The following is a 351-nucleotide window of genomic DNA, read 5'->3' as shown; positions in this document are numbered from 1 at the left end:
TGTCTGCAGGCCGCGCTGACCGGTTATCGTGCGCAGGTCATCCTTCGGCCTGAAATAGCGGTAGAAGTCGCCCCGGTCCTCGTCGCGCTGACGTTCAAGCTCATCGCGCTCCCAGCGCTTGCGCTCACGGTCGTCGCGCCAGCACCGGGGCGTACGCGTCGAAGACTGTCGGGAAGAGAGGGTTCCGTCCCTGCCGTCGGGCCATCCCCATCGCGGCTTTCTGAGCGGGTAGGGCTTGATCCCGCTCGCTTGTTGACTCCAGACTGCGTCGCGGTACTGGCCACCCGGTACGAGCGTGCATTGCCACCCGTTCTCCAGTGGTACCTCGAGGGTGTTCCATCGTGGGAAAGG

1 pseudogene is annotated in these 351 nt (G+C 65.0%); it reads right to left on the bottom strand.

The features are described 5' to 3' along the window. Positions 1–351 (bottom strand): annotated as a pseudogene (locus U5A52_RS43160) (hypothetical protein); the annotation flags it as partial.

This window comes from Paraburkholderia sp. J8-2 (assembly GCF_905220195.1).
Lineage (GTDB): Bacteria > Pseudomonadota > Gammaproteobacteria > Burkholderiales > Burkholderiaceae > Paraburkholderia.
This window is presented reverse-complemented; position numbering and strand designations above follow the sequence as displayed.